Source organism: Dokdonella sp. (genome assembly GCF_035511235.1).
In the GTDB taxonomy this organism is placed as follows: Bacteria; Pseudomonadota; Gammaproteobacteria; order Xanthomonadales; family Rhodanobacteraceae; genus Dokdonella.
This window is the reverse complement of record NZ_DATKFQ010000036.1, coordinates 131,438-152,914: the sequence shown is the minus strand read 5'-3', so window position 1 is coordinate 152,914 and position 21,477 is coordinate 131,438. Positions and strand designations below refer to the sequence as shown.

Annotated in this window: 16 protein-coding genes; 10 read left to right on the top strand and 6 right to left on the bottom strand. The window is 71.8% G+C overall.

Features of this window, described 5'->3' with window-relative positions:
- Positions 1-50 precede the first annotated feature (50 nt).
- Genes VMR06_RS15685 through VMR06_RS15675 form a run of 3 tightly spaced genes read left to right on the top strand, consistent with a single transcriptional unit; the run spans position 51 to position 5,426 of the window.
- A complete protein-coding gene (locus tag VMR06_RS15685) occupies positions 51-2,261 on the top strand; it encodes a putative bifunctional diguanylate cyclase/phosphodiesterase (RefSeq protein WP_325378007.1) in 2,211 nt (736 codons plus the stop codon).
- Complete coding sequence (locus VMR06_RS15680; RefSeq protein WP_325378005.1) at positions 2,258-4,975, top strand: CHASE domain-containing protein; 2,718 nt, start codon at positions 2,258-2,260, stop codon at positions 4,973-4,975. Before VMR06_RS15685 ends, VMR06_RS15680 begins: the two co-directional genes overlap by 4 nt.
- Positions 4,968-5,426, top strand: a complete 459-nt coding sequence (locus tag VMR06_RS15675; protein ID WP_325378003.1) for a response regulator — start codon at positions 4,968-4,970, stop codon at positions 5,424-5,426. The genes VMR06_RS15680 and VMR06_RS15675 overlap by 8 nt, the downstream gene beginning before the upstream one ends.
- A 31-nt stretch (positions 5,427-5,457) precedes the next feature.
- Here the strand turns inward: VMR06_RS15675 and VMR06_RS15670 are convergent, their stop codons facing one another.
- From VMR06_RS15670 to cysG, 5 genes are all read right to left on the bottom strand, one after another.
- Positions 5,458-6,942 (bottom strand): phospholipase D-like domain-containing protein, encoded by a 1,485-nt coding sequence (locus VMR06_RS15670; protein ID WP_325378001.1) that lies wholly within the window; start codon positions 6,940-6,942, stop codon positions 5,458-5,460.
- A 155-nt stretch (positions 6,943-7,097) separates the two neighbouring features.
- Complete coding sequence (locus VMR06_RS15665) at positions 7,098-7,895, bottom strand: SDR family oxidoreductase (RefSeq protein WP_325377999.1); 798 nt, start codon at positions 7,893-7,895, stop codon at positions 7,098-7,100.
- A 234-nt stretch (positions 7,896-8,129) separates the two neighbouring features.
- Positions 8,130-9,143, bottom strand: a complete 1,014-nt coding sequence (locus VMR06_RS15660) for a cysteine synthase A (protein ID WP_325378166.1) — start codon at positions 9,141-9,143, stop codon at positions 8,130-8,132.
- Between the two features lie 50 nt (positions 9,144-9,193).
- Entirely contained in the window at positions 9,194-9,829 is a 636-nt protein-coding gene (locus VMR06_RS15655) for a peroxiredoxin (RefSeq protein ID WP_325377997.1), read from the bottom strand.
- Positions 9,830-9,861: 32 nt separating this feature from the next.
- Positions 9,862-11,379 carry a siroheme synthase CysG gene (cysG, locus tag VMR06_RS15650; protein WP_325377995.1) on the bottom strand — a complete coding sequence of 506 codons (1,518 nt, stop codon included), beginning with the start codon at positions 11,377-11,379 and terminating at the stop codon, positions 9,862-9,864.
- A gap of 223 nt (positions 11,380-11,602) precedes the next feature.
- Between cysG and VMR06_RS15645 the strand changes: the two genes are divergently transcribed.
- Complete coding sequence (locus tag VMR06_RS15645; protein ID WP_325377993.1) at positions 11,603-12,607, top strand: LysR substrate-binding domain-containing protein; 1,005 nt, start codon at positions 11,603-11,605, stop codon at positions 12,605-12,607.
- Between the two features lie 126 nt (positions 12,608-12,733).
- On the opposite strand, the gene VMR06_RS15640 is transcribed toward VMR06_RS15645, so the two are convergent.
- Positions 12,734-14,833, bottom strand: coding sequence for a diguanylate cyclase domain-containing protein (locus tag VMR06_RS15640; RefSeq protein ID WP_325377991.1), 2,100 nt, complete (start codon positions 14,831-14,833; stop codon positions 12,734-12,736).
- A gap of 97 nt (positions 14,834-14,930) precedes the next feature.
- Here VMR06_RS15640 and rimO point away from each other — a divergent pair, with 97 nt between their 5' ends.
- From rimO to VMR06_RS15610, 6 genes are all read left to right on the top strand, one after another.
- Positions 14,931-16,259, top strand: a complete 1,329-nt coding sequence (gene rimO / locus VMR06_RS15635; RefSeq protein WP_325378164.1) for a 30S ribosomal protein S12 methylthiotransferase RimO — start codon at positions 14,931-14,933, stop codon at positions 16,257-16,259.
- Between the two features lie 68 nt (positions 16,260-16,327).
- Complete coding sequence (locus VMR06_RS15630; protein WP_325377989.1) at positions 16,328-17,569, top strand: DUF819 domain-containing protein; 1,242 nt, start codon at positions 16,328-16,330, stop codon at positions 17,567-17,569.
- A gap of 26 nt (positions 17,570-17,595) precedes the next feature.
- Positions 17,596-18,444: a DUF3025 domain-containing protein gene (locus VMR06_RS15625; protein WP_325377987.1), complete on the top strand. Its 849-nt coding sequence runs from the start codon at positions 17,596-17,598 to the stop codon at positions 18,442-18,444.
- Positions 18,445-18,557: 113 nt separating this feature from the next.
- On the top strand, positions 18,558-19,424 hold the full coding sequence (locus VMR06_RS15620) for a sel1 repeat family protein (protein ID WP_325377985.1): 867 nt from the start codon (positions 18,558-18,560) through the stop codon (positions 19,422-19,424).
- 367 nt (positions 19,425-19,791) lie between these two features.
- Positions 19,792-20,739 carry an ABC transporter ATP-binding protein gene (locus tag VMR06_RS15615; protein ID WP_325377983.1) on the top strand — a complete coding sequence of 316 codons (948 nt, stop codon included), beginning with the start codon at positions 19,792-19,794 and terminating at the stop codon, positions 20,737-20,739.
- Entirely contained in the window at positions 20,736-21,470 is a 735-nt protein-coding gene (locus VMR06_RS15610) for an ABC transporter permease subunit (RefSeq protein WP_325377981.1), read from the top strand. The genes VMR06_RS15615 and VMR06_RS15610 overlap by 4 nt, the downstream gene beginning before the upstream one ends.
- The last annotated feature ends 7 nt before the right edge of the window (positions 21,471-21,477 follow it).

Genomic DNA, 21,477 nt, shown 5'->3' with positions numbered 1-21,477 from the left:
CGCATTTTGCGATAAAGTGGAAACGCGCTGAGCGTCTCGCAAGGCGACCGATGAACGACAAGGCTGGACGGACATCGTTGGGGGGCAGCCGTTTGGAAGTCGCAGGGGCCAGCGGTCGGCCACTGGAGATCCTCCTGGTCGAGGACAATCCCGGTGACGTAAGACTGGTGGCGGAGGCCTTGCGGCAGGCGCGACTGCTGACCCATCTGCGCGTCGCCGACAGCGGCGACAGCGCGCTCTTGCAACTGCGCGGCGCCGGTGCCGCGCAGCGTCCGCTGCCGGACCTGATCCTGCTCGATCTGAACCTGCCGGGCCTGTCCGGGCACGAACTGCTGCACACGCTCAAGAGCGATCCGCGTCTGGTGCGCATACCGGTCGTCGTGCTGACCGGATCGGACGCCGACGAGGACATCCGGCGCGCCTACGACGCGCACGCCAACTGCTACGTGCGCAAGCCGGTCGAGTTCGAGCAGCTGCTCGGCGTGCTGCAGACGGTCGGCAACTTCTGGCTGTCCGTCGTCAGTCTGCCCGAGGGCGTCTCGACCGGACGCATGGAGACGCCTTCGCTGCTGCTGGTCGAGGACAATCCCGGCGACGCGCGCATGGTGCGCGAGATGCTCGGCGAGTCGATGGAGGAGGACCTGCGCATCGACGTGGTCACGCGTCTGCGCGAGGCGATCGACGCGGTGCGCGAGCATCGCTACACGGCGATCCTGCTCGACCCGGGACTGCCCGATTCGCAGGGTCTGGAAACCGTCGCGGCCCTGCACCGCGTGGCTCCGCTGACGCCGCTGGTCGTGCTGAGCGGGCACGGCGACGAGGAGATCGCGCTGCGCGCGATCCAGCTCGGCGCGCAGGATTACGTGATCAAGGGCGAACTGCAGAGCGCACCGCTGCTGCGCACGCTGCGCTATGCGATCGAGCGCAAGCTGGTGCAGGAGCGCCTGGACTACCTGGCCAGCCACGACGGCGTGACCGGACTGCCGAACCGCCAGGTGTTCCTGGCCAATCTGAGCCAGGTGGTATCGGGCTGCCAGCGCACCGGCGGGGATGCCGCGGTCATCAGTATCGGCCTGTCCGGCATCGGTCTGGTCAACCAGATCCACGGCCACGAGGTCGGCGATCAGGTCGTCGCGGCGGCCGTGCTGCGCATCCGCGAGGCGCTGCCCGAAGGCGTGCTGCTCGCGTGTACCGGCAGCGCCGAATACTCCACGATCCTCACCGACCGTGGCGCGATCATGGACACGCCGCGCATCGCCGAAGACCTGCTGGTGCGGATCCGCACGCCATGCCAGGTCGCCGACCAGAAGTTCTACCTGGCCGCCAACGTCGGCATGAGCATGTACTCGATCGACGCCGACGAGGCCGCCCCGCTGCTCAAGTGCGCCGAGACCGCGCTGTACCAGGCCAAGAACACCAGTCCGGGCACGTTCCAGTTCTATTCGGCGCAGATGAACGCGACCGCGCGGCGCCGGCTGATGCTCGAGCGCGACCTGCGCCATGCGCTCGAGCGCGAGGAGTTCGAGCTGCACTATCAGCCGGTCGTCGATGCCGCGACGCAGGCCCTGGTCGGCGCCGAGGCGCTGCTGCGCTGGCGCCATCCCGAACGCGGCCTGCTCGCGCCGGACCAGTTCCTCGACGTCGCCGAGCAGTCCGGGCTGATCGTGCCGATCGGCGCCTGGGCGATGAATACCGCCTGCCGCGTCGTCGCCTACTGGAACACGCTGGTCGCGCAGCCGCTGCGGGTCAGCGTCAACGTATCGGCGCACCAGCTCGGCGGCGACGAGCTGATCGGCGTGATCGACCGCGCGCTGCGCGAGAACCAGCTGTCGCCTGCCGCGCTGATGGTCGAGCTGACCGAGAACATCATGCACAGCGAGGCGTCGCGGCATCTGCTGCTGGGGCTGCGCGAGCGCGGCATCAGCGTCGCGCTCGACGACTTCGGCATCGGCTTCAGCTCGCTGGCGTACCTGCGCCGCTTTCCGGTCGACGTGCTCAAGATCGACCGCAGCTTCATGACTCACGTGCCGGCCGACCGGCGCGACGCCGCGATCGTCCGCGCGATCGTCGTGATGGCGCGTACGCTCGGCCTGCTGGTCATCGCCGAGGGCGTCGAGACCGAGGCGCAGCGCGACTTCCTGCGCGAGGAAAGCTGCGACCAGATGCAGGGCTACCTGCTCGCGCGGCCGATGGACGCGGCCGCGTTCGCGACACGCCTGGTCACCGCGGACGACACCGACCGCATGGCCGGCGGACGATGAACGCCCGGGTGCCGCGCGCGGTCGCCTGCCGCGGCTGTCTGATCGTCGCCGCGGCGGTGCTGTTCGCGTTCGCGCTGGCCGGTCACGTGCTCGACCTGACGGCGTTCCGGTTGCGCTGGATGACGCTGTTCGCGCTGTTCGCGATCGTGCTGGCGCTGTCGCAGCGCCGGTTCGGCTGGCGCGCAGCGGTCGGCGGCGTGGTCGGCACCGCGATCGTGCTGCTGACCGTCAACCAGCTGCTCGGCTTCGTCGCCGGGCGCATCCTCTTCGTCGGCGGCAGCGGTCTGACGCCGCCGCTCGGCCCGGGTTTCGCCGGCGGCCTGTGCTGTCTGGGGCTGGCGCTGATGGTCGACGCCGTGCTGCCGCCGCGGCTCGGGCGGCGCGCGGTGATCGGCATACTCGCGGCCGTCGCGATCTGCCTCGGCGCGATCGGCAGCCTGGTCGGCGCGACGCCGGCCGAGATGGCCACGCCCAGCGGCTGGAGCCAGCTGGTACGGATGCGGCCGGCCAGCGGCATCGTGCTGGTCCTGGTCGGCGTCGCGATGATGGCCTGCCTGCGCTCGGCGCTGCCGCCGATCCGCGACGCGGGCCGTTCGCTGCAGGAACAGCCCGAGGACGGAGCCGGCCTTGCCGCAAGCATCGTGGTGCTGGTCGTCGTGCTCGGTGCGACCGCGCTGGCCTGGCGCATCGCAACCGACACCGATCGCGCGAACCAGGACGCCGCGATCGAGCGCGCCGTCGAGCGCGTCGGCGCCAACCTGGGCCTGCGCCTGCGCGAGTACGCCGATCTGCTCAACGGCGCACGCGGCCTGTTCGCGGCATCCAGCGAGGTCTCGCGGGCCGAGTGGCGCCGTTTCGCCACGGCGGTCGATTTCGAGCGCCGCTACGCGGACGTCCGCGCGTTCGGCTTCGTCAAGCGCATCGCCGACCGGGACCGCGCCGACCTGACCGATCCGGACGGCCGTCCGGTCGCGATCTGGCCCGACGGCGAACGCGACCAGTACTTCGCGGTCGCGTTCACGCTGCCGGACGATCCGCGCAACCGGCGTGTGCTCGGTTTCGACCTCGGATCGGTGCCCGAGCGGCGGCCGGCGCTGGAGGCCGCGCGCGACGAGGATGCCGCGCGCCTCACGCCGCGCGTGGATCTGATCCAGGAGGACGATCCGGTGCGGCGTCCGGGCTTCGTGATGGTCGTGCCGGTCTATCTCGGCGAGGCGGCGCCGGACGACCTGGCCGCGCGCACCGACCGGCTCGCCGGATTCGTCTATGCCGTGTTCAGCGCCGCCGACCTGGTCGGCGGTGCGCGCGAGGGCGAGTTGCCGATGAACCTGCGTCTGTACGACGGCGATGCGCCGGCGCCGGCGGCCCTGGTCTACCAGACCGCGCCGTTCGCGCCGACCGGCACGGTCAAGCGCGTCGCGATCAGCCGGGGAGGGCGGCTGTGGACGCTGGAAGGGCAGCCCTCGGCCGCGCCGGCCGCCGGCGTCGGCGACCGCGATCGCGACCGGGTGCTGCTGGTCGGCGTGCTGGCTGCGATCGTGCTGTTCGCGATCACCTGGCTGCTGGCCGGCAATCGCGCGCGTGCGCTGGCGATGGCGCGGTCGATGACCGAGGAATGGCGGCGCAGCGAGCGTGCGCTCAAGGCCGTCACCGATACCGCCAAGGACGGCATCGTCATGACCGATGCGCGGGCGCGCATCCTCTACGTGAATCCCGCGGCCGAGCGCGGCTTCCGGGCGCCGCCGGGCAGCCTGATCGGCAGCTCGGCGCTGGAACTGTTCGCCGAGGAGGAGCGTCCGCTCTACGAGCGCGCGCTGCGCCGCGGCCTGCATCCGATGGAGCCGGGGCTCGGCGATCATCCGGTCGAGGTCACCGCGCGCCGCCACGACGGCAGCGAGTATCCGGCCGAGGTCACGTTCTCGCGCTGGCGCAGCGACGAGGACGTCTTCATCACGGCGATCATCCGCGACATCAGCCGGCGTCGACTCGCCGAGCAGGAGCTGGAACGGCGGACGCAGGAGCTGCAGCGTTCCAATGCCGAGCTCGAGCAGTTCGCGTACGTGGCCTCGCACGATCTGCAGGAGCCGCTGCGCATGGTCGCCAGCTACGTGCAGCTGCTGGCGCGCCGCTATCGCGACCAGCTCGACGCCGACGCCGACGAGTTCATCGGCTACGCGGTCGACGGCGCGACGCGCATGCAGCGGCTGATCCAGGATCTGCTGGCCTATGCGCGGATCGGCCGGGCCGGCAAGGAGCCGGTGCCGACCGACGCGGCTCAGGCCGCGCGGCAGGCGATCTCGCAGCTGACCGACGTGCTGCGCGAGGCCGGTGCGCGGCTCGACGTCGACCTCGACTGTCGCGTGGTCGCCGTACCGAGCCAGCTGGTCCAGCTGTTCCAGAACCTGATCGGCAACGCGGTCAAGTTCCGCGGCGCGGCGCCTCCGTCGATCACGATCGACGCGCGCCGCGAGGACGCGATGTGGCACTTCCGCGTCGCCGACAACGGCATCGGCATCGAGCCGCAACACCGCGAGCGCGTGTTCGCGATCTTCCAGCGTCTGCATACGCGGCGCGAATACCCGGGTACCGGCATCGGACTGGCGATCTGCCGCAAGATCGTCGAGAACCATGGCGGCACGATCTGGGTCGAGTCCGAGCCCGGCCACGGAGCGGTCTTCCATTTCACCCTGCCTGGAGAGAGCGAGCATGGCTGACGTCGAAGTCGACCGCTGGGAGCAGGTCGTCGAGATCCTGCTGATCGAGGACAACGAGGGCGACGTGCGCCTGACGCGCGAGGCGCTCAAGGACGGCCGGCTGCGCAACCGCCTCAACGTCGTTTACGACGGCGAGCAGGCGCTGGCCTATCTGCGCCGCCAGGCGCCGTACGAGGAGGCGGTGCGGCCCGACCTGATCCTGCTCGACCTCAACCTGCCGCGGCTGGACGGGCGCGAGGTGCTGGCCGCGATCAAGCACGATCCGCAGCTCAAGCAGATCCCGGTGTGCGTGCTGACCAGCTCGCGCGCCGAGCGCGATCTGCTGCGCGCCTACGATCTGCACGCCAACTGCTTCATCACCAAGCCGGTCGAGTTCGAGGAGTTCATGCACGTCGTGCGCAGCATCGAGAACTTCTGGCTGACGATCGTCGTCCTGCCGCCCAAGGAGTGACGCGCGGCCGCCGCGAGGCGGCGCCGGGCGCTCAGCGGGCCGTGGGATCCTCGTCGGCCGGTCCGGCCGCATCGGCGGCGCGCCCGGCCGGCGTCGCGCGCCGCCACCAGTGCCGGCCATGCCGCATCAGCATCGCCGTGGCCATCCACAAGGCGGCGCCGGCCAGCGGCCAGGCCACGTAGTGCGGGCGCACGATCGCCAGCGCGGCGAAGGCCAGCAGCGAGAACGTCGCGACCAGCGCGACGCCGGCCTCGGCCGGGCCGAGCACGCGGTGACGCGAGAACGCGGCGCCGACCGTATTGACGAAGCGCATCGCGCTGGCGGTGGCGCGCGATGAGCTGCCGCGGCCCCCGCGCGCATGGCGGCGTGCCGAGGGCGCGGCGCGGCGTACGCGCCGCCGCGGCGTCAGCACGATCTCGGTGGCGCCGCACAGATCCGCCTCGTACTGGCGCTCCATGCGCTCGGCGAATCCGGCATCCTCGATCGCCACGTCGATCTCGCAGTTGCCGAGCCAGCTGGCGATATTGAGATTGCTCGAGCCGACCCTGGCCCAGCGCCCGTCGGCGACGGCGGTCTTGGCGTGCATCATCGAGCCGTTCCATTCGAACACGCGCACGCCGGCTTCGAGCAGCGGCCGGTAGCCGGCGCGCGACAGCGACGCGACCATGCCGACGTCGCTCGATCCGGGCACCAGCAGGCGCACGTCGACGCCGTCGCGCGCGGCCGCGGCCAGCGCCTGCACGTACGGTGCGACGCCGATGAAATACGCATCGGCCAGCCACAGCGAGCGCTGCGCCAGGGCCGCGACGAGCTGATCGAGCCGGTAGACGCCGGTGGTGCTCGGCCGCGTCGCGATCAGGCGGACGTCGACCGAGCCGGCGCTTTCGATCGGCTCGGCCGGTTCGGCCTCGGCCAGCGGCGAGCCGGTCGCCGCCCACATCGCCGCGAACGCGCGCGTCAGTTCGCCGAGCACGGGGCCGCGCAGCGCGACGCCGGTATCGCGCCACGGCGGCACGCCGCGCTCGGGCCGGCCCAGCCATTTGGCGCTGACGCAGACGCCCGACACGAAGCCGACCGTCGCGTCGACGACCAGCGACTTGCGATGGTCGCGGCTCAGCCAGTTGCCGCTGCCGGGCAGGCCCGGCCGGTTGTAGGTGCGCACCTCGCCGCCGGCCGCGACCAGCGGCTTCCAGAAGCGCAGCGAGGATTCGCCGAAGCAGCCGAGCCAGTCGCGCAGGACGCGCACCTCGACGCCGGCGGCGGCACGTTCGGTCAGCGCCTCGAGGAACGCACGGCCGACCGCGTCGTCGCGAAAGATGTAGTTCTCGAGCAGGATGCGCCGTCGGGCGCTGCGGATCGCGGCCAGCCAGGCGTCGAAGTGAGCCTGGCCGTCGATCAGCAGATCGACCGCGTTGCCGCCGACCAGCGGTGCGCCGGCCGCGCGATAGAACGCGCGTTCGGCCGCATGGCGCAGCGCCTGGTCGGCATCGGGAAGCGGGAGCGAGCGGGGGGACATGGTGTGAGTCTAGAGCGTCCGGCCGACTTTGAGCTGAGCGGGTCCGGTCGCGCACCGAGGCGGCCGGTGTCACGGCAGCGCGCGGTCCTGTAAACGCGGTCCGCGGCGGTGCGCGATCCGGCGTCGGCTGGCTCCCGTGCGGTGGACGCCGGCGCTCAGGACACCTTGAGGCGACGCGCGAACGCGGTGTACCAGCGCAGCGGCAGGAAGCGCTTGAACCAAACCGCGACGCGCTCGCGGCCGGCGATCACGACCTCGTAGCGATCGCGTTCGACCGCTCGCCAGATGCGCTCGGCGCAGGCGGCCGGCGTCATGCCCTGGCCGATGTCGCTGTCGACCGTGCCCCAGGCGCGGCCTTCCGGCCCCAGCGCATTGAGCGAGATCGCCGTGCTGACGAAGCCGGGACAGGCCAGCGTGAAGCGCACGCCGCGATCGCCGAGCTCGATCCGCGCGCAGTCGTAGTAGCCGTGCAGCGCATGCTTGGCGGCCGCGTAGCCGGTGCGCCGTGCCATCGCGATCTTGCCGAACACGCTGCTGACGACGACCACGTGGCCGCTGCCGCGTGCCGCCATCGCCGGCAGCAGTGCCCGCGTCAATGCGATCGGCGCGAAGAAGTCGATCTCGAACAGGCGCCGGTACGAGGCCAGCGAGGTCTCCAGCGCGGTCGTGCGCTGCGACAGGCCGGCGTTGTTGACGAGCACGTCGACCGGACCGAAGAACGCCTGGGCGCGGTCGGCCAGCGCCTGCGCGTCGTCGATCCGTTCGAGGTCGGCCGGCAGCAGGGCCACGCGGGCCGGATCGGGACAGGCCGCGCGCACGCGCTCGAGCTCGGCATCGCGCCGGGCGGTCAGCACCAGGCGCGCGCCGCGTGCGGCCGCGCCGTACGCCAGCGCCTCGCCGATGCCGCCGGACGCGCCGGTGATCCAGACCACCTTGTCGTGCAGCTCGGTCATCGCATGTCCTCGTGGTGCCTGCGCCCGGTGCGGGCCGAGGCGACAGCGTGCCAGCCCGCGTGCGGACTGGCAAAGGCGCGCGGCCGCGGCGCGGAGACCGGTCCACGAGCGCCGCGCCGACGCCGGCGGCGGGACGCCGCGCGGCGGTCGCACCGCGCGGCCGCGCCGAGGTGCTGCTGCCGGAGCATGCCGGATCTGCCGGACGCGTAGCGGCCGGCGGCGTCGCGCGGCCGGCTACGGAAACGCGCGATCGAGCCAGTCCGGCACCGGCAGTCCCTTGTCGCGCAGGAAGGCCGGGTTGAACAGCTTGGCCTGATAGCGCGTGCCGGCGTCGGCGAGGATCGTCACGATCGTATGTCCGGGGCCGAGCCGGCGCGCCAGGCGGATCGCGCCGGCGATGCTGACGCCGCTCGATCCGCCGACGTTGAGTCCTTCCTCGGCGATCAGCGCATGCACCAGCGGCACCGACTCGGTGTCGGGGATCGACCAGGCCAGGTCGATCGGCGCGTCGGCGAAGTTCGCGGTGATGCGGCTCGATCCGATGCCCTCGCTGATCGAGCTGCCTTCGGCCTCGAGCCGGCCGGTATTGACGTAGCACGCCAGCGCCGAACCGGCCGGATCGGCCAGCGCGATGCGCACGTGCCGGTTGCGCGCCTTCAACGCACGGCCGACGCCGGCCAGCGTGCCGCCGGTGCCGCTCGCGCAGACGAAGCCGTCGACGCGGCCGTCGAGCTGATCCCAGATCTCCGGCCCGGTCGTCGTCTCGTGGATGTCGCGGTTGGCGGTGTTGTCGAACTGGTTCGCGAACCAGGCGCTGCCGGCCTCGCGCGCGTTGATCTCGGCGGCCAGACGCCGCGCCACGTGCGCGTAGTGGCCCGGATCGGCGTAGGCGACGGCCGGCACCAGATGCACCTCGGCACCGGTCACGCGCAAGGCATCGATCTTCTCGCGGCTCTGCGTCGCGGGCATCGCGATGATCGTGCGGTAGCCGCGGCTGGCGCCGAGCAGGGCGAGGCCGATGCCGGTATTGCCGGCGGTGCCCTCGACGATCGTGCCGCCGGGCCGGATCGCGCCGCTGCGCTCGGCCTCGAGCAGCAGGCCGAGCGCGGTGCGGTCCTTGATCGAGCCGCCGGGGTTCGCGAACTCGGCCTTGCCGTAGATCGCGCAGCCGGTCTGCGCCGACGCGCCGCGCAGCCGGATCAGCGGGGTGCGGCCGATCGCGGCGGCCAGATCGTCACGGGTGTCCAGAACGCCTCTCCCCGACGCCTGCGGTGCGCCGGCCGCCCGCCGCGCCACCGTCATGCACGCGGTGCCGGTACCGTGCGCAGGTACGGCTTGAGCGTCTTCCAGCCGTCCGGATGCAGTGTACGCGCATCCTCGTCGGAGACCGACGGCGCGATGATGACGTCCTCGCCGGGCTTCCAGTCCACCGGTGTGGCCAGCTTGCGGCCCTCGGTCAGCTGCAGCGAATCGAGCACGCGCAGGATCTCGTCGACGTTGCGGCCGGCGCTCGGCGGGTAGGTCAGCGTCAGGCGCACCTTCTTGTGCGGATCGACGATGAACACCGAGCGGACGGTCACCTTGGGATCGGCGGCCGGATGGATCATGCCGTAGAGCTCGGCGATGCGGCGGTCCGGGTCGGCCAGCAGAGGATAGCCGAGCGTCGTGCCGCCGACGTCCTCCACGTCGGCGACCCAGCGCTGGTGCGACTCCAGCGGATCGACCGACAGGCCGAGCAGCCGCGTGTTGCGTGCGCTGAACTCGTCCTGGCGGCGCGCGAAGACACCGAGCTCGGTCGTGCAGACCGGCGTGAAGTCGGCCGGGTGCGAGAAGAACACGACCCAGCCGTCGCCGGCGTAGTCGTGGAAGCGGATCGGACCCTGGGTCGACTCGGCACTGAAGTCCGGGGCGATCTCTCCGAGTTTGAGCGACATCGATGTCTCCTGAGGCGGGTGGACGAAAGCGGTCAGGCCGCCGCGACCAGCGGCGGGTGCGGATGCGGGGCACGGCGGGTGTCGTGGCGGGCTGCGTCGAGGACCGGCGCATCGGCCGGCGGCGCGCCGTGCGCGCGCTCGTCCACGACCGGCGCGCCGAACCAGGCCAGCGACGGCGCCAGCGCGGCCACTTCGCCGAGGATCAGCAGGCTCGGCGAACGCAGCGCATGCCGGCGCGCCAGTGCCGGCAGGTCGGCCAGCTCGCCGCAGATCACGCGCTGCCCGGGGCGGCTGCCGTTCTCGATCAGCGCGAACGGCGTGCGCGGATCGCGGCCGTGCGCGAGCAGCCGCTCGCGCAGCGTGTCGAGCTCGAGGCCGGCCATGTACAGCGCCAGCGTCTGCCGCTCGGCGGCCAGCGCGGGCCAGTCGAGCGTATCGAGCGAGTCCTTGCAATGCGCGGTCAGCAGCCGCAGCGACTGCGCGTGGTCGCGATGGGTCAGCGGAATGCCGGCGTAGGCCGCGCAGGCCAGGGCGGCGGTGATGCCGGGCACGACCTCGTAGGCGATCGCGTGCCCGCGCAGGAACTCGAGCTCCTCGCCGCCGCGTCCGAACACGAACGGATCGCCGCCCTTGAGCCGGACCACGCGCCGCCCGGCGCGCGCGTGCTCGAGCAGGATCTGGTGGATGCGCGCCTGCGTGACCGCGCGGCCGCCGCCCTGCTTGCCGACGTCGATGCGCTCGGCATCGCGGCGCGCCAGCTCGAGCACGGCCGGCGCGACCAGCCGGTCGTGCACGATGACGTCGGCCTCGTTGAGGACGCGCAGCGCGCGCAGCGTCAGCAGGCCCGGATCGCCGGGGCCGGCGCCGACCAGGGCGACGCGTCCCGCTGCCGCTGCGGAAGGCGCCGCGATCATGCGCTCGAGCGCCGCCTCGGCCTCGCGCTCGCGTCCGGCGCGCAACAGCGCGAGCAGCTCGCCGTCGAGCAGGCGCCGGTAGACGCCGCGGCGCGTGCCGGGCGTGCCGTGCCGTTCGCGGATCGCGCCGCGCCGGCGCGCCAGCAGCGCGGCCAGCGGACCGAGCGCCGGATCGAGCAGCCGTTCGAGCCGCTCGCGCAGCAGGGTCGCGAGCATCGGCGCGCCGCCGCCGGAGGAGACCGCGATCTGCAGCGGCGCGCGATCGACGACGGCCGGCACCTGGAAGCTCGAGTGCCCGGCGTCGTCGACGACGTTGACGAAGACGCGCCGCTGCGTCGCCGCAGCGGCGATCGTCGCATTCAAGGCCGCGTCGTCGGTCGCCGCGATCACGAGCCAGACCGCGTCGAGCCAGGCCGGCTCGAAGCGGCCCGGCAGATGGACCAGCTCGCCGCCGGCGGCGCGCGCGGCGAGCGCCGGCGTCAGCCGCGGCGCGCCGACGCGGATCGCCGCGCCGGTGCGCAGCAGCGCATCGATCTTGCGCGTGGCGACCGCGCCGCCGCCGACCACCAGCACCGTCCGGCCGCGCAGATCGGCGAACAGCGGATAGAGCGTCGGTGGCGGGGCGGCATCGTTCACGGCGAGGACCATAGCGAGGGTGCGCACGGTGCGGAAATGACCGCGACGACCAGGCATATGGCCGCAGGGCATGACGCATCATCGAGATCCGGTTCGGACGGATGGACGTCCAAATAACTTGTGGCTATGATGCCGCGACACGTCGCCGCGAATGCGGATCTTCGCAGCATGCACGCCGGACCGCCCCGGGCGTGCCGGCGCGCTTTCCTCCCGGAGCATCGTCATGACACTCACGCAGCTGCGCTATCTGGTCGCGATCTCCGACGCCGGGCTCAACATCACCCAGGCCGCCGAGCACGTGCACGCGACCCAGCCCGGCCTCAGCAAGCAGCTCAAGCAGCTCGAGGACGAGCTCGGCTTCCAGCTGTTCGCGCGCAAGGGCAAGAGCCTGGCCAGCGTGACGCCGGCCGGACAGCAGGTCATCGATCGTGCCCGCATGATCCTGGCCGAGGCGCGCAACATCCGCGCGATCGCGGCCAACCTGCGCGGCGACCAGGAGGGCGAGCTCGCGATCACGACCACGCATACCCAGGCGCGCTTCGTGCTGCCGTCGGCGATCGCCGAGCTCAAGCGGCTGTATCCGGCGATCGGCGTGCATCTCAAGCCACACGGCGACGCCCAGGTCATGGGCCTGTTCGAGCGCGGCGAGGCCGATCTGGCGATCATCAGTACGACCGGCACGGCGCCCGGCGACGGCGTGGCCGTGCCGCTGTTCCGCTGGCGGCGCGTCGTCGTCGTGCCGCGCGCGCATGCGCTGGCGGCGCTGCGGCGCCCGCTCGCGATCGAGGACCTGATCGGCCAGCCGCTGGTCAGCTACGAGTCCTCGCTGCGGCCCGAATCGTCGTTGCGGCGCGTGTTCGAGGATGCCGGCGCGACGCCGAACTTCGCCTGCACCTCGCGCGATGCCGACCTGATCAAGACCTACGTGCGCGCCGGCCTCGGCGTCGGCATCTTCGCCGAGATGGCGCTGGCCGACGAGGACGCACGCGACCTGGCCGTGCTCGACGCGGCCGGCCTGTTTCCGGAATGCACGACCTGGCTGGTGCTGCGGCGCGACCGCGTATTGCGTGCCTACGCCGCGTCGCTGGCCGGACTGATCGCGCCGCAGCTCGATCCGCGCGATCTGCAGCGCGCGCTCAACGGCGAGGCGCCCGCGGCCTGGCCGCAGCCGCCGTACTGGCGCGACCGCGCGGACGGCGGCTACGCACCGGCCGCGCGGGTCGCCTGAGACACCCGTCGCGAGGCGCGGCCGAGGCCATGGCGCGCGGCGTCCGCCGCGGCGCGGAACGCGATCCGGGCGCGAAATCCCGAGTGCCCGCTGCGGCGATGTCTGCTGCGCGCGCCGCGCGCGGGCTCAGGCCACCGAGCCGCGCGTCAGCGGCGTCGGCGACGGATAGCGGATGACTCGGTTGCGGCCGGACGCCTTGGCCGCGTAGAGCGCCTGGTCGGCCGCGTCGAGCAGTACCTCCAGTCGCCGCGTGGCGACCGTCGACAGGCTGGCCAGGCCGATGCTGATCGTGCGCGCCGGACCGGTCGGATCGAGCGTCCGCAGCGCATCGCCGACCTTCTCGCAGATCCGCTCGGCGACCTGCGTGGCCGCCTCGCCGCCGCTGCGCGGCAATACGATCAGGAACTCCTCGCCGCCGAAGCGGCCGAGCAGGTCGCCCGGTTCGAGCCATTGCCGCATCGCCTGGACGCCGACCACGAGCGCGCGGTCGCCGAACAGATGGCCGCGCAGATCGTTGAGCTGCTTGAAATGGTCGAAATCGATCAGCAGCACGCTCAGGTCGTGGCCGTGGCGCTCGGCGTCGCCGATCGACTCGTCGAGCTGGCGTATCAGGTGGCCGCGGTTGTACGCGCCGGTCAGCGGATCGCCGATCGCGGCCTGGTAGAGCTCGGCGGCCTGGCGCTCGAGCTTGCCGTTGGCATCGGACAGGATCTGACGCTGCCGTTCCAGTTCCGCCGCGCCGCGCGCGAGCAGCTGGTTGCGCTGCTTGACGCCGATGTAGCGCCACGACAGCAGGCCGAGCACGATCAGCAGCGTGCCGATGCCGAGCAGGCCGAACTGGCGCTCGAGCTTCTGGTTGTGCAGCCGCGTGGCCTGCAGCTCGTTTTCCTTGGTCAGCAGCGCATTGCGCTGCTCGCTGTCGCGCCGTGCATGGCGCACCTGCAGCGCGGCGAGCTGGCGGCTGGTGCGCGCGCCGAGCATCTCCTCGCGCAGCGCGGACCGCCGCGACAGGTAGCGCAGCGCGGCCGGTGTGTCGTGCTCGGACAGCGCCAGCTGCTCGCGCAGCTGGTAGGCCTGGGCGAGCTGCGGCTTGAGCTGGCTGAATTCGAGTCCGGCGATCGCCTCGTCGAGCAGGGCGCGGGCGCGCAGGCGGTCGCGCCGTTCGATCGCCAGGCCGGCCAGATTCAGCAGAGCCGTCGCGACGATCTCGCGCTGGCCGAGCTCGCGGCCGAGCTCGAGCGTCTGCTCGAATTCGGCCTCGGCTTCCTCGCGCCGGCCGAGGCCGCTCAGTGCACGCCCGGCCTCGAGCCGCTCCAGCCCCTGCGAGGGCCGCGTGCCGATCGCGCGATCGATCGCCAGCGCCTCGCGCGCGGCCAGCAGCGCTTCCTCGTAGCGTTCGCGGTCGTTGAGCTGGCCGGCGTAGCTGCCGAGTATCGGCGCGAGCAGCGACGGGGCGGCGCGGCGCCGCGCCGCGTCCAGCGCATGCGCGAAATAGACCGCGGCGGCGTCGCCGTCCTCGATCGCGCGGTAGATCAGCGCGATGTTGCGATAGGAGGTTTCGGTCTGCTCGTCGTAGCGCTCGCGGATCGTCAGCGCCTCCAGCTGCAGGTCGAGCGCCTTGGCATAGTCGCCGCGATCGCGCATCGCGGTGCCGAGATTGGCCAGCACCTGGGCCTCGCCGAGCCGGTCGCCGAGCGCGCGGTACAGCTCCAGGGCATGTTCGCCGTGGCGCAGGGCGGCGTCGAGACGGCCCTGGCGGCGCTCGAGCACGGCGCGGAACAGCTCGGCGGTCGCTTTGCCGTGCGGCAGCGGCAGCGTCGCGAGGCGGCTGACGTAAGCCTCGCAACGGCGGTAGTCGCCCGACTGCAACGCGATCTCGGCGCGGTTCTGCAGGGCCTCGGCCAGCAGCGGGCGGTCGCCGCCGCGATCGGCCAGGGCCTGGACCTCGCCCCAGCGGCGGTCGGCCAGCTCGCGCGCCTCGAACAGCAGCGCCAGATGCGCGATGACGTGCGCGGCGGCCAGCCGGCCGGCACGGTCGGCGTTGAGGCCGGAGATCTCGGCGGAGAAGCCGACGATCGCGTCGAGGCCCTCGGCGACGCGGCGCGAGCCGGCCGCGACCTGGGCACTCGGAAAGGTCTCCTCGGAGGCCGGCGTGGCCGGAACACCCGCCGTCGATGCCAGCAGCAGGGCGAGGCAGCAGCCGGTCAGGCGTCTCGTATGTGACATGGCCATTCGAAACAGGGGACGACGGCCGCGAGCGTTGCGCGCTGCCGCGTGGCTGGTGGCGAGTGTAAACTTCGCGATCCCACGAAATGTTAACGAGATCGTGCAAAACGCCCCGAAAGTCGGCTTCGTCAGCCTCGGCTGTCCCAAGGCGCTGGTGGACTCCGAGCGCATCCTGACCCAGCTGCGCGTGGAGGGCTATGCGATCGTGCCCAGCTACGACGCGGCCGACGTCGTCGTCGTCAACACCTGCGGCTTCATCGACGCGGCGGTCGAGGAGTCGCTGGACGCGATCGGCGAGGCGCTCGAGGAGAACGGCCGCGTGATCGTGACCGGCTGCCTCGGCAAGCGCGCCGACCTGATCCGCGACGCGCATCCGGACGTGCTCGCGATCAGCGGTCCGCAGGACTACGCCAGCGTGCTGAGCGCGGTGCACCAGGCGCTGCCGCCGCGGCGCGACCGCTTCACCGATCTGCTGCCGGTCCCGGAGCCCGGCGTCGGCGTCAAGCTGACGCCGAAGCACTATGCGTATCTCAAGATCTCCGAGGGCTGCAATCACCGCTGCACGTTCTGCATCATCCCGTCGATGCGCGGCGACCTGGTGTCGCGGCCGGTCGACGAGGTGCTGATCGAGGCCGAGAAGCTGGTGCGCGGCGGCGTCAAGGAGCTGCTGGTGATCTCGCAGGACACCAGCGCCTACGGCGTGGACCTGCGCTATGCCGAGCGCGACTGGCGCGGCCAGCCGCGGCGCACGCAGATGACCGCGCTGTGCGCGGCGCTGGCGGAGCTCGGCGCCTGGGTGCGGCTGCACTACGTCTATCCGTATCCGCACGTGGACGAGGTCATCGAGCTGATGGCCGACGGCCGCATCCTGCCGTACCTGGACATTCCGCTGCAGCACGCCAGCCCGCGCATCCTCAAGCTGATGAAGCGGCCCGGCGCGGTCGACCGCACGCTGCAGCGCGTGCAGGCCTGGCGCGCGGCCTGCCCGGAGCTGACCTTGCGCAGCACCTTCATCGTCGGCTTCCCGGGCGAGACCGAGGCCGAGTTCGGCGAGCTGCTCGACTTCATCGAGGCCGCGCAGCTCGATCGCGTCGGCTGCTTCGCGTATTCGCCGGTCGAGGGCGCCCGCGCCAACGATCTGCCCGATCCGGTGCCCGAAGCGGTCAAGCACGAGCGCCTGGAGCGCTTCATGGCCGTGCAGGCGAGGATCAGCGCCGCGCGGCTGCGCGCGAAGATCGGGCGCGAGATCGAGGTGCTGGTCGACGAGATCGACGGCGACGTCGCGATCGCGCGCTCGGCCGCCGACGCGCCCGAGATCGACGGCATCGTGCAGGTCGCCGATGGCGCCGGCTTGCGTCCGGGCCAGTTCGCGCGCGTGCGCGTGACCGGCGCGTCCGAGCACGATCTGGACGCGGTGCGCATCTGAGGCGCGTGCATCGCCGGTGTCGCTCCGGTTAGGCTTCGGCATTCCCGAATGCCCGCCGGAACGTGCCGATGCCGACGAACACCGCCCTGATCACCGACGACGGCGTCGTACTCGGCCTGGTCGCCGCGATCCTCGCGCTGGTGTTCTGGACCGCATCGAGCCCGGCCCCGTTCTGGCGGCGCTTCTATTCGGTCGTGCCGGCGCTGATGCTGTGCTACTGCATCCCGGCGCTGTTCAACACCTTCGGCATCATCGACGGCCACGCCGCGGCGCTGTATCCGGTCGCGCGCGACTACCTGCTGCCGACCGCACTGGTGCTGCTGACGCTGTCGATCGACATCAAGGGCCTGCTCGGCCTGGGGCCCAAGCTGCTGATCATGTTCGCGGTCGGCACGCTCGGCGTGATGATCGGCGGACCGGTCGCCTTCCTGGTCATCGGCTGGATCCATCCGGAGACCGTCGCCGGCGACACCTGGGCCGGCATGGCCGCGCTGGCCGGCAGCTGGATCGGCGGCGGCGCGAACATGGTCGCGATGCGCGAGATCTTCCAGGTCGACGCGAACACGTTCGGCCAGTTCGCGGCGGTCGACGTCATCGTCGCGAGCCTGTGGATGGCATTTTTGCTGTTCCTGTCCGGCCGCGCGGCCAGCGTCGATGCCCGGTCCGGCGCCGACACCCGCGCGATCGACGATCTGAAGCGGCGCATCGAGCACTGGCATGCGCAGCATGCACGCAATCCGGCGCTGGCCGACATGATGGTCGTGCTCGGCGTCGGCTTCGCCGCGACCGGCCTGGCACATGCGATCGGCGGTCCGGTCTCGGCCTGGATCGCCGCCGAGGCGCCCGGGCTGTCGCGCTTCAGCCTGACCTCGAAATTCTTCTGGGTCGTCATGCTGACGACGACGATCGGCGTGAGCCTGAGCTTCACGCGCGCGAGCCGGCTCGAGGGCGTGGGCGCGTCGAAGTTCGGCTCGGTGCTGCTGTACGTGCTGATCGCCAGCATCGGCATGCAGATGGACCTGCGCGCCTTGCTCGACCGGCCGTGGCTGTTCGCGCTCGGCGCGATCTGGATGCTCGTGCACGCCGCCTTGCTGTACACCGCCGGCCGGCTGATCAAGGCGCCGCTGTTCTATTTCGCGATCGGCTCGCAGGGCAACATCGGCGCGGCGGCCTCGGCGCCGGTGGTCGCGGCGGCGTTCCATCCGTCGCTGGCACCGGTCGGCGTGCTGCTCGGCGTGGTCGGCTACGCGACCGGCACGTATCTGGCCTGGGTCACCGGCCAGCTGCTGCGCTGGCTCGCCGGCGCCTGACCGCGCGCAGCGCAGCGGCCCCCCGGATGGCGCCCGAGCCGGCCGAACGCGCCGCCTGGGATGCGGCGACCGAGCGGCCGCCGCTGAGCGCGTGGCGTGACACGCTGCCGGGACCGCAAGTCGACGTCGCTGCGCTCGACCGGCTCTTTCGCGCAGCCTCGGCGCGTGACGGCGTGCCGCGACCGGCGGTGCGCGAGCAGACGCCGGCCCTGCTCGCCGACGGCCTGCACTACGAGTCGCGCATCGCCCGCGACGGCGTGCTGGCGACGCGCAGCAGCGGCGTGCACGATCTGTTCAACGCGCTGATCTGGCTGCGTCATCCGGCGCTGAAATGGGCGCTCAACGCACGGCAGGTCGCCGATATCGAACGGGTCGGGCCGCGCCTGCGCACGCGCGGCCAGTGCGCGCTGACGCATTTCGACGAGGCCGGCGCGATCGTCTGGATCGCCGACGAGGCGGTGCTGGCGTGCTGGGACGCGCACGACTGGACCGGCCTGTTCCATCGTCACGCCGACGCCTGGGGCCGGCAGGTCGCGGTGACGGTGTTCGGCCACGCGCTGCTCGAGCACGCGGTGCGGCACGCGCACCGGCCGACTGCCAAGGCGCTGGTGGTCCGTGTCGGTGCCGCCCGGCTCGCCGCGCGCGGCCTCGCGGCCGACGCCCTGGTCGGCGCCTGGCCGGAGCCGGAGGCGGCGCTCGCGCAGGCGATCGCCGAGTGCCGGCTGCTCGCCGATCCGCAGGAGCTGCGTCCGCTGCCGCTGGCCGGCATTCCGGGCTGGCACCTTCGTCCGCCGCCGGAGGCGTTCTACCGGACCGAGGCCTGCTTCCGCCCGTTGCGGCCGGGGCGCCGTTATCCGCCGCCGTTCGCCTGTTGAACGGCCTGGACGGACCCGCGCAGGCGCACCAGTGCGACGCGTTGCGCCGGCACGGGCCAGGTCGCATGATGCCGCCGCGGGCGTCTGTCGCCGCCCGACCGAGGAGCAGCCGCATGATTCACCGAACCGTCCTGGGCGCGGGTCTGATCGCCGCATCGCTGTCGCTGTCCAGCGCGGCGTTCGCCGTCGAGGACGGCGCCGCAGCGCAGTCGGATCCGGCGCGCGGCGCCGCCGACGCGGACGTGATCACGATCAGCCCGCGCGAGTACGAGCGCACCGTCGCCAAGCTCGGCCGGGTCAATCCGGTACGCGGCTACAGCGACGTCATGGGCTTCTCGCAGGGCCTGGCCGCGCACGCGCGCGGCCGCTACGCCAGCGCGATGAAGTTCTTCCTGATCGGCGCCCGCTACGCCGACAAGCCTTCGCAGCTCAGCATCGGACTGATGTATCTCAACGGCGAGGGCGTCGCCGCCGATCCGGCCACCGCCTATGCGTGGATCGATCTGGCTGCCGAGCGCCAGTATCCCGATTTCGTCACCACGCGCGACCGTGTCGCGGCACAGCTCTCGCCCGAGCAGCGCGCGCGTGCCGAACGGATCCGCGCCGATCTCGCCGCCGAGTACGGCGATGCGGTCGCCAAGCGCCGCGTCGCCGGCGAGCTCGGCTCGGTGCGCCTCAACACCACCGGCTCGCGCACCGGCTACGACGACCTCAGCGTCCGCAGCGCCAGCAGCGCCGCCAGCAACGGCGGCGGCAACTGCATGAACATCGGCGGCATCGTGATCGGCAACATCGTGATCGGCGAGTCCGGCTGCGGCCAGGCCGTGCGCGGGCTCAACGACGTCAATCCGACCGATCCGAAGGCCTATTTCGCGCTGCGCGACGCGCAATGGAAGGGCACCGCCACGGTCGGACCGCTGCAGCCGCTCGAGCAGACGCCGCCGGCCGAGAAGGCCGAGCCCGCGCCGTCCGGCGACTGACGGAAAGGGGCGGACGCCGTCCATCCGCCCATCGCGGCATTGGACGCTCGCCGCCGGACCCGTCGACGGCATCGGGCGGCACGGCCCGCGCCCGTGTGGACGGAACAATGGGGCGGTCTCACGCAAGGACGCCTGCGCGAGCGGCCCGGTCGGGAACTTTTCCGCGGCGTTTGCTGTACATTTCCCGGCCCGCAGGACGTGCCCGGGCGGGGCATGTTCCGATGGCGGCTTCCCTTGCAGTTTCGTCGCGGCGCGATCGGCCGCTGCGGTGCTTTTTTCGGGGCAGGGCCGGCCGTCGCCGTCGGCCGCGATCCGCGGCGGTCCGGACGGGGCGTGACGTCATGAGAACGCAACGAGTGATCAGACCATGATAGAAACCCGGCAACTCTCCAAACGCTACGGCGATCTGGTCGCCGTGGACGGCATCAGCTTCACCGTCGAGCCCGGCCAGGTGCTCGGTTTCCTCGGGCCCAACGGCGCCGGCAAGTCCACCACGATGAAGATGATCGCCGGCTTTCTGGCACCCTCGTCGGGCAGCGCCAGCGTCTGCGGCTTCGACGTCGAGAAGCAGCCGCTGGAGGCGCGCCGCGCGCTCGGCTACCTGCCCGAGGGCGCGCCGAGCTACGGCGAGATGACGGTCCTGGAATTCCTCAAGTTCATCGCCGACGTGCGCGGCCTCAAAGGCGAGACGCGCGAGCGCCGCATCGACGACGTGATCGGCCGCCTGCATCTGGAGCGCGTCGTCGAGCAGCCGATCGACACGCTGTCGAAGGGCTTCAAGCGCCGCGTCGGCATCGCCCAGGCGATCGTGCACGATCCGAAGGTGCTGATCCTCGACGAGCCCACCGACGGCCTCGATCCGAACCAGAAGCACGAGGTGCGCGGCCTGATCAACGACATGGCGCGCGACAAGACGATCATCGTGTCCACGCACATTCTCGAGGAGGTCCACGCGGTCTGCGATCGGGCGATCATCATCGCCGCCGGCAAGGTGCTCGCCGACGCCAAGCCGGCCGAGCTGGAGGCGCGGTCGCGCTATCACCAGGCGGTCACGCTGACCGCGCTCGACGTCGCCGCGGCGCGCGAAGCGCTGGCACGCGTGCCCGACGTCGCCGCGATCGAGGTCGATCCGCAGGACGGCCGCATCACCGCGTTCCCGAAACCGGGCCGCGCGATCTTCAACGCGGTCGGCGACGCGCTGAAGGCGCAGAACATCGCCGTGCGCGAACTCGCGCTCGAGGGCGGCCGCCTCGACGAGGTGTTCCGCACGATCACCACGCGCGCCGCGACGGCCGCCCAGGAGGCCCGCACATGAGCGGCGTGTCGACCCTGTTCAAGCGCGAGCTGCGCAGCTACTTCGCGACGCCGGTGGCGTACGTGTTCATCGTGATCTTCCTGGTGCTGTCCGGGGCGTTCACGTTCTATCTCGGCGGCTTCTACGAGAGCGGGCAGGCCGACCTGCGGCCGTTCTTCACGTTCCATCCGTGGCTGTATCTGTTCCTGGTGCCGGCGGTGTCGATGCGGATGTGGGCCGAGGAGCGCAAGAGCGGCACGATCGAGCTGCTGCTGACGCTGCCGGTGACGACCTGGCAGGCCGTGCTCGGCAAGTTCCTCGCGGCCTGGGCGTTCATCGGCATCGCGCTCGCGCTGACCTTCCCGATCTGGCTGACGGTCAACTATCTGGGCTCGCCCGACAACGGCGTGATCTTCGCCAGTTATCTCGGCTCGCTGCTGATGGCCGGCGCGTTCCTGGCGATCGGCTCGTGCCTGTCGGCCTGCACGCGCAACCAGGTCGTCGCGTTCATCCTGACTGTCGTGGCCTGCTTCCTGCTGCTGCTGGCCGGGTTCCCGCTGGTGCTCGACGCGGTGCGCGCGTTCGCGCCGCAGGGCGTGGTCGACGCGATCGCGTCCTTGAGCTTCCTGACCCATTTCGCGGCGATCAGCAAGGGCGTGATCGACCTGCGCGACCTGCTGTATTTCCTGTTGATGATCGGCTTCTGGCTCTACGCGAGCGCGCTGGTCATCGAGATGAAGAAAGCCGACTGAAGGGAAC

Coding starts and splice junctions, on each gene's coding strand:
- VMR06_RS15680 (WP_325378005.1), top strand. CDS start 2,258: ATGAACGCCCGGGTGCCGCGCGCGGTCGCCTGCCGCGGCTGTCTGATC.
- VMR06_RS15685 (WP_325378007.1), top strand. CDS start 51: ATGAACGACAAGGCTGGACGGACATCGTTGGGGGGCAGCCGTTTGGAA.
- VMR06_RS15655 (WP_325377997.1), bottom strand. CDS start 9,829: ATGTCGCTCAAACTCGGAGAGATCGCCCCGGACTTCAGTGCCGAGTCG.
- VMR06_RS15640 (WP_325377991.1), bottom strand. CDS start 14,833: ATGTCACATACGAGACGCCTGACCGGCTGCTGCCTCGCCCTGCTGCTG.
- VMR06_RS15630 (WP_325377989.1), top strand. CDS start 16,328: ATGCCGACGAACACCGCCCTGATCACCGACGACGGCGTCGTACTCGGC.
- VMR06_RS15620 (WP_325377985.1), top strand. CDS start 18,558: ATGATTCACCGAACCGTCCTGGGCGCGGGTCTGATCGCCGCATCGCTG.
- VMR06_RS15610 (WP_325377981.1), top strand. CDS start 20,736: ATGAGCGGCGTGTCGACCCTGTTCAAGCGCGAGCTGCGCAGCTACTTC.
- VMR06_RS15615 (WP_325377983.1), top strand. CDS start 19,792: ATGATAGAAACCCGGCAACTCTCCAAACGCTACGGCGATCTGGTCGCC.
- VMR06_RS15670 (WP_325378001.1), bottom strand. CDS start 6,942: ATGTCCCCCCGCTCGCTCCCGCTTCCCGATGCCGACCAGGCGCTGCGC.
- VMR06_RS15645 (WP_325377993.1), top strand. CDS start 11,603: ATGACACTCACGCAGCTGCGCTATCTGGTCGCGATCTCCGACGCCGGG.
- VMR06_RS15625 (WP_325377987.1), top strand. CDS start 17,596: ATGGCGCCCGAGCCGGCCGAACGCGCCGCCTGGGATGCGGCGACCGAG.
- VMR06_RS15675 (WP_325378003.1), top strand. CDS start 4,968: ATGGCTGACGTCGAAGTCGACCGCTGGGAGCAGGTCGTCGAGATCCTG.
- VMR06_RS15665 (WP_325377999.1), bottom strand. CDS start 7,895: ATGACCGAGCTGCACGACAAGGTGGTCTGGATCACCGGCGCGTCCGGC.